Source organism: Mesorhizobium sp. M8A.F.Ca.ET.021.01.1.1, from assembly GCF_003998025.1.
Lineage (GTDB): Bacteria > Pseudomonadota > Alphaproteobacteria > Rhizobiales > Rhizobiaceae > Mesorhizobium.
This window is the reverse complement of the sequence record NZ_RZSJ01000607.1, coordinates 1-3,658: the sequence shown is the minus strand read 5'-3', so window position 1 is coordinate 3,658 and position 3,658 is coordinate 1. Positions and strand designations below refer to the sequence as shown.

The window sequence follows — 3,658 nt, the reverse complement described above, 5'->3', positions numbered from 1 at the left end:
CGGCTACAAGGCGATCCGTGAGACCTTCACGACCCAGGTGCTGCTGAAGCCCGACGAAAACGCCATCGATGTGAAGTACATCGATGGCCCGTTCAAATATCTGAGCAATGTCTGGCGTTTCGAGCCGGACGGCGCCGGCTGTGCCGTGCGCTTCTTCATCGACTATGAATTCAAGAGCCGTATCCTGGGCGCGCTGATGGGCACGATGTTCGACCGTGCCTTCCGCATGTTCGCCGAGGCTTTCGAAAAACGCGCTGATGTCATCTACGGCAAGACACCGGCGGCCTGACTCTCGCCAAGCGCCTGCAAGCCAAGCTTGAGCGCATGGTTGACCGTTTCCCGGCGGATGAAGTCGCGACCATTGTCGGCAAACAGCTTTCGTTCAGCCGTCACGGGTTGGCCGTTCACGGCGACGCCGAACCAGACCAGCCCGACCGGCTTTTCCGCAGAACCGCCACCCGGACCGGCAATGCCGGTGACGGCCAGGGTGAGGCCGGCGCGCGATCGGGCAAGCGCACCGGCTGCCATCTCGATCGCCGTCTCGCGGGACACCGCGCCATGCCTGTTGAGCGTGGTGACGCGAACGCCGAGCATGTCCATCTTGGCCTCATTGGAATAGGTGATGAAGCCGCGATCGACCACGGCGGAGGAGCCGGCAATGTCGGTCAGCGCGGCAATGATCATGCCCCCGGTGCAGCTTTCCGCCGTCGCCAGCATGATGCCGCGCTCGCGGCAGGCCTCAAACAGGGCGATTGCCAGGTCGCTGTTGGTCATTCCGGAACCTCGCCGGGAAACACCACGCTGGCAGTGGCGATCGCCGCGATGCCTTCCTCGCGGCCGACGAAGCCGAGCCTCTCGTTGGTCGTCGCCTTGACCGAGATGCGGTCGGCGGAAATGCCCAGCATCTGCGAAAGGACTGATGTCATCGCCTCGCGGTGCGGGCCGACGCGCGGTGCCTCGCAGATCAGTGTGATGTCGGCATTGGCGATGCGCCCGCCGCGCTCGCGCACCAGTCTTGCCGCATGTTCGACGAATATTCGCGACGCGGCGCCTTTCCACTGCGCATCCGACGGAGGAAAGTGCGTGCCGATGTCGCCGGCGCCGCACGTCGCCAGCAGCGCGTCGGTCAGGGCGTGCAGGCCGACATCGGCGTCGGAATGGCCCGACAATTTCCTGTCATGCGGGATGGCCACGCCGCAGAGCGTGACGTGATCGCCGGGCTCGAAGGCATGGACGTCGTAGCCGTTGCCGGTCCGGATGTCGGGGAAGTGCATCCGTTCGCTGGAAAGCCGCTGGTGTGCCATGGCGATGTCCCGTGCCCAGGTGAGTTTGACATTGTCCGGCGAGCCGGGAACGAGCTTTACCGGCATTTGCATCCATTCGGCGATCGATGCGTCGTCGGTAAAGTCGGTCTTGCCTCTGTTGTAGGCTTCCTCATGCATGGTCATGATCGCGAGGAAGGGAAAGCCTTGCGGCGTTTGCGCCGCGTGCAGCCCGCTCCTGGGGACTGTTTCGCCGACGGTGCCGGTGGCCGATTCGCGTTTCAGCGTGTCGGCGACGGGCAGGGCGGGAAGCGCGCCCTCGCGTTCGCCGATCGCCGCGATGGTGCGGTCGATCAGATCCATGTCGACAAAGGGGCGCGCGGCGTCGTGAATGAGGACCTTGTCGGGCGCGTAGCTTCTCAGCGCCTGCAGCCCGAGCCGAACCGAATCCTGCCGGGTCGCGCCTCCGGCGATTGCCGTCACCCGATCGGCATCGGTGCCCACGGCTTGCCGAAAAAGCTCGCGGTCCTCCGCATGAATGGCCACGACGATCCGGCCGATGAGCGGGTGCGCGAGAAAAATATCGATGACGCGCGCGATGACGGCGCGCCCGCCAATTCGTTGATATTGCTTCGGGCCATCGGTCTGTCCGGCGCGCGCGCCGCGACCGGCCGCGACGATAACCACCGCGACTTTACCACCCGGATCCGAAGCCTGATTTTCAGTTGCGCCAATCATCCAAGTCTGGTCCTAGTCGCGGCCAAGGCCGAAGGCCAGCATTTTCCCAATTGCGCCTCAATGTGGCGTCATTCCGCGTTGCACATTTCTCTCGATCTGGCTAGAGAATGTGCAACGAATGGACATGCTTGGTTTTTGTGCATGGTTAACTTGATCAGATTGGCCGCGCCTCTCGACGTCGGTGGCGTGAGAATCCGCAACCGCGTCTTCCTCGCGCCGATGTCCGGGATTACGGACGAGGCGTTCAGGCAGCGCGCCCATGCGCACGGCGCCGGCCTGGTCGTATCCGAAATGGTTGCCAGCGGCGAACTCGCCAAGGGCAGGGCTGGCTGCGACCTGCGCATACGTCATTCCGGCCTGCCCGTCCATATGGTGCAGCTTGCCGGCCGTGAGGCGATGCATATGGCCGAAGGCGCACGGATCGCCGCCGGCGAAGGCGCCGACATCATCGACATCAACATGGGCTGCCCGGCCAAGAAGGTCACCGGCGGCTATGCCGGCTCGGCATTGATGCTGGACCTCGACCACGCGCTCTCGCTGATCGAGGCCGTGGTCGGCGCCGTCAAGGTGCCGGTGACGGTCAAGATGCGGCTGGGTTGGGACGAGGCGGCACTCAATGCTCCCGTCCTTGCGCGCCGTGCCGAGCAGGCTGGCGTCAGGATGGTCACGGTCCATGGCCGCACACGCTGCCAGTTCTACCAGGGCAAGGCGGACTGGCGCGCCATTGCTCGCGTCAAGGAGGCCGTTTCCATCCCGGTCGTCGCCAATGGCGATGTCTGCTCCCCGGCTGAAGCCTCGGTCATTCTCGAACAGTCCGCCGCCGACGCCGTGATGGTCGGCCGCGCCCACTATGGCGCGCCGTGGGTCGCCGGCAGCATCGCTACGGCCGCCGCCGGGACATTTTCGCCCGGCGTTCCCGAGACCCGCCAGGCGCTCTCCGACTATATCATTGCTCATTACCAGGACATGCTGGCGCTTTACGGCATCGAGAGCGGCCTGCGCCAGGCGCGCAAGCATCTGGGCTGGTATCTCGATCGACATGCCAGGGGTGTCGCTGGCGACAGTAGAAAAGCGATAATGACCGCGTTCGAACCCGCTCGCGTCATTGCCTTGCTGCGCGATGTGTTTTCGCGCGATCCGCAAACCATGAACCTGCGGAGCGCCGCATGACCGCCACTGCTGGCCAAGGCACCGAAATAGCGGATGCCGCCCAGATCGTGCTGAATACGATCCGTCGCCCGGTGATCATGATCAGCGAGGAAGGGTTCATCATCTTCGCCAACGCCGATGCCGAGGATTTCTTTCGCTCCAGCGCGACCATGCTGGCGCGCAACACCTTGTCCAAACTCATACCTTTCGGCAGCCCGTTGCTGACGCTGGTCGACCAGGTGCGCGAGCGCCGCGCGCCCGTCAACGAGTATCGGGTCGACGTCTCGTCACCGCGCCTCGGCATCGAAAAGGTCGTCGATCTCTACGTCGCGCCGGTGCCGGAATTTCCGGGCTCCGTCGTGGTCATGTTCCAGGAGCGGTCGATGGCCGACAAGATCGACCGGCAGATGACGCATCGGGGCGCGGCGCGCTCGGTGACCGGCCTGGCGGCGATGCTGGCGCATGAGATCAAGAACCCGCTGTCCGGTATCAGGGGGGCGGCCCAGCTG

5 protein-coding genes are annotated in these 3,658 nt (G+C 64.5%); 3 read left to right on the top strand and 2 right to left on the bottom strand.

The window, feature by feature from the left end; translation table 11 throughout:
- A partial coding sequence (locus tag EOA36_RS30680; RefSeq protein ID WP_281040093.1) for an SRPBCC family protein occupies positions 1-289 on the top strand: 289 nt, incomplete at its 5' end.
- Here EOA36_RS30680 and EOA36_RS30675 read toward each other — a convergent pair.
- Together EOA36_RS30675 and EOA36_RS30670 are read right to left on the bottom strand one after the other, a co-directional pair.
- Positions 265-774 (bottom strand): CinA family protein, encoded by a 510-nt coding sequence (locus EOA36_RS30675; RefSeq protein WP_127280672.1) that lies wholly within the window; start codon positions 772-774, stop codon positions 265-267. The two genes, EOA36_RS30680 and EOA36_RS30675, sit on opposite strands and share 25 nt — an antisense overlap.
- Entirely contained in the window at positions 771-2,000 is a 1,230-nt protein-coding gene (locus tag EOA36_RS30670; protein WP_127280671.1) for a bifunctional 2-C-methyl-D-erythritol 4-phosphate cytidylyltransferase/2-C-methyl-D-erythritol 2,4-cyclodiphosphate synthase, read from the bottom strand. Before EOA36_RS30670 ends, EOA36_RS30675 begins: the two co-directional genes overlap by 4 nt.
- A 141-nt stretch (positions 2,001-2,141) precedes the next feature.
- Between EOA36_RS30670 and dusB the strand changes: the two genes are divergently transcribed.
- Positions 2,142-3,170: a tRNA dihydrouridine synthase DusB gene (gene dusB, locus EOA36_RS30665; protein ID WP_127280670.1), complete on the top strand. Its 1,029-nt coding sequence runs from the start codon at positions 2,142-2,144 to the stop codon at positions 3,168-3,170.
- A partial coding sequence (locus EOA36_RS30660) for a histidine kinase dimerization/phospho-acceptor domain-containing protein (RefSeq protein ID WP_127280669.1) occupies positions 3,167-3,658 on the top strand: 492 nt, incomplete at its 3' end. The genes dusB and EOA36_RS30660, both read left to right, overlap by 4 nt.

Excerpts from the sequence above, each read along its gene's own strand:
- dusB (WP_127280670.1), top strand. The coding sequence starts at position 2,142 with ATGGTTAACTTGATCAGATTGGCCGCGCCTCTCGACGTCGGTGGCGTG.
- EOA36_RS30670 (WP_127280671.1), bottom strand. The coding sequence starts at position 2,000 with ATGATTGGCGCAACTGAAAATCAGGCTTCGGATCCGGGTGGTAAAGTC.
- EOA36_RS30675 (WP_127280672.1), bottom strand. The coding sequence starts at position 774 with ATGACCAACAGCGACCTGGCAATCGCCCTGTTTGAGGCCTGCCGCGAG.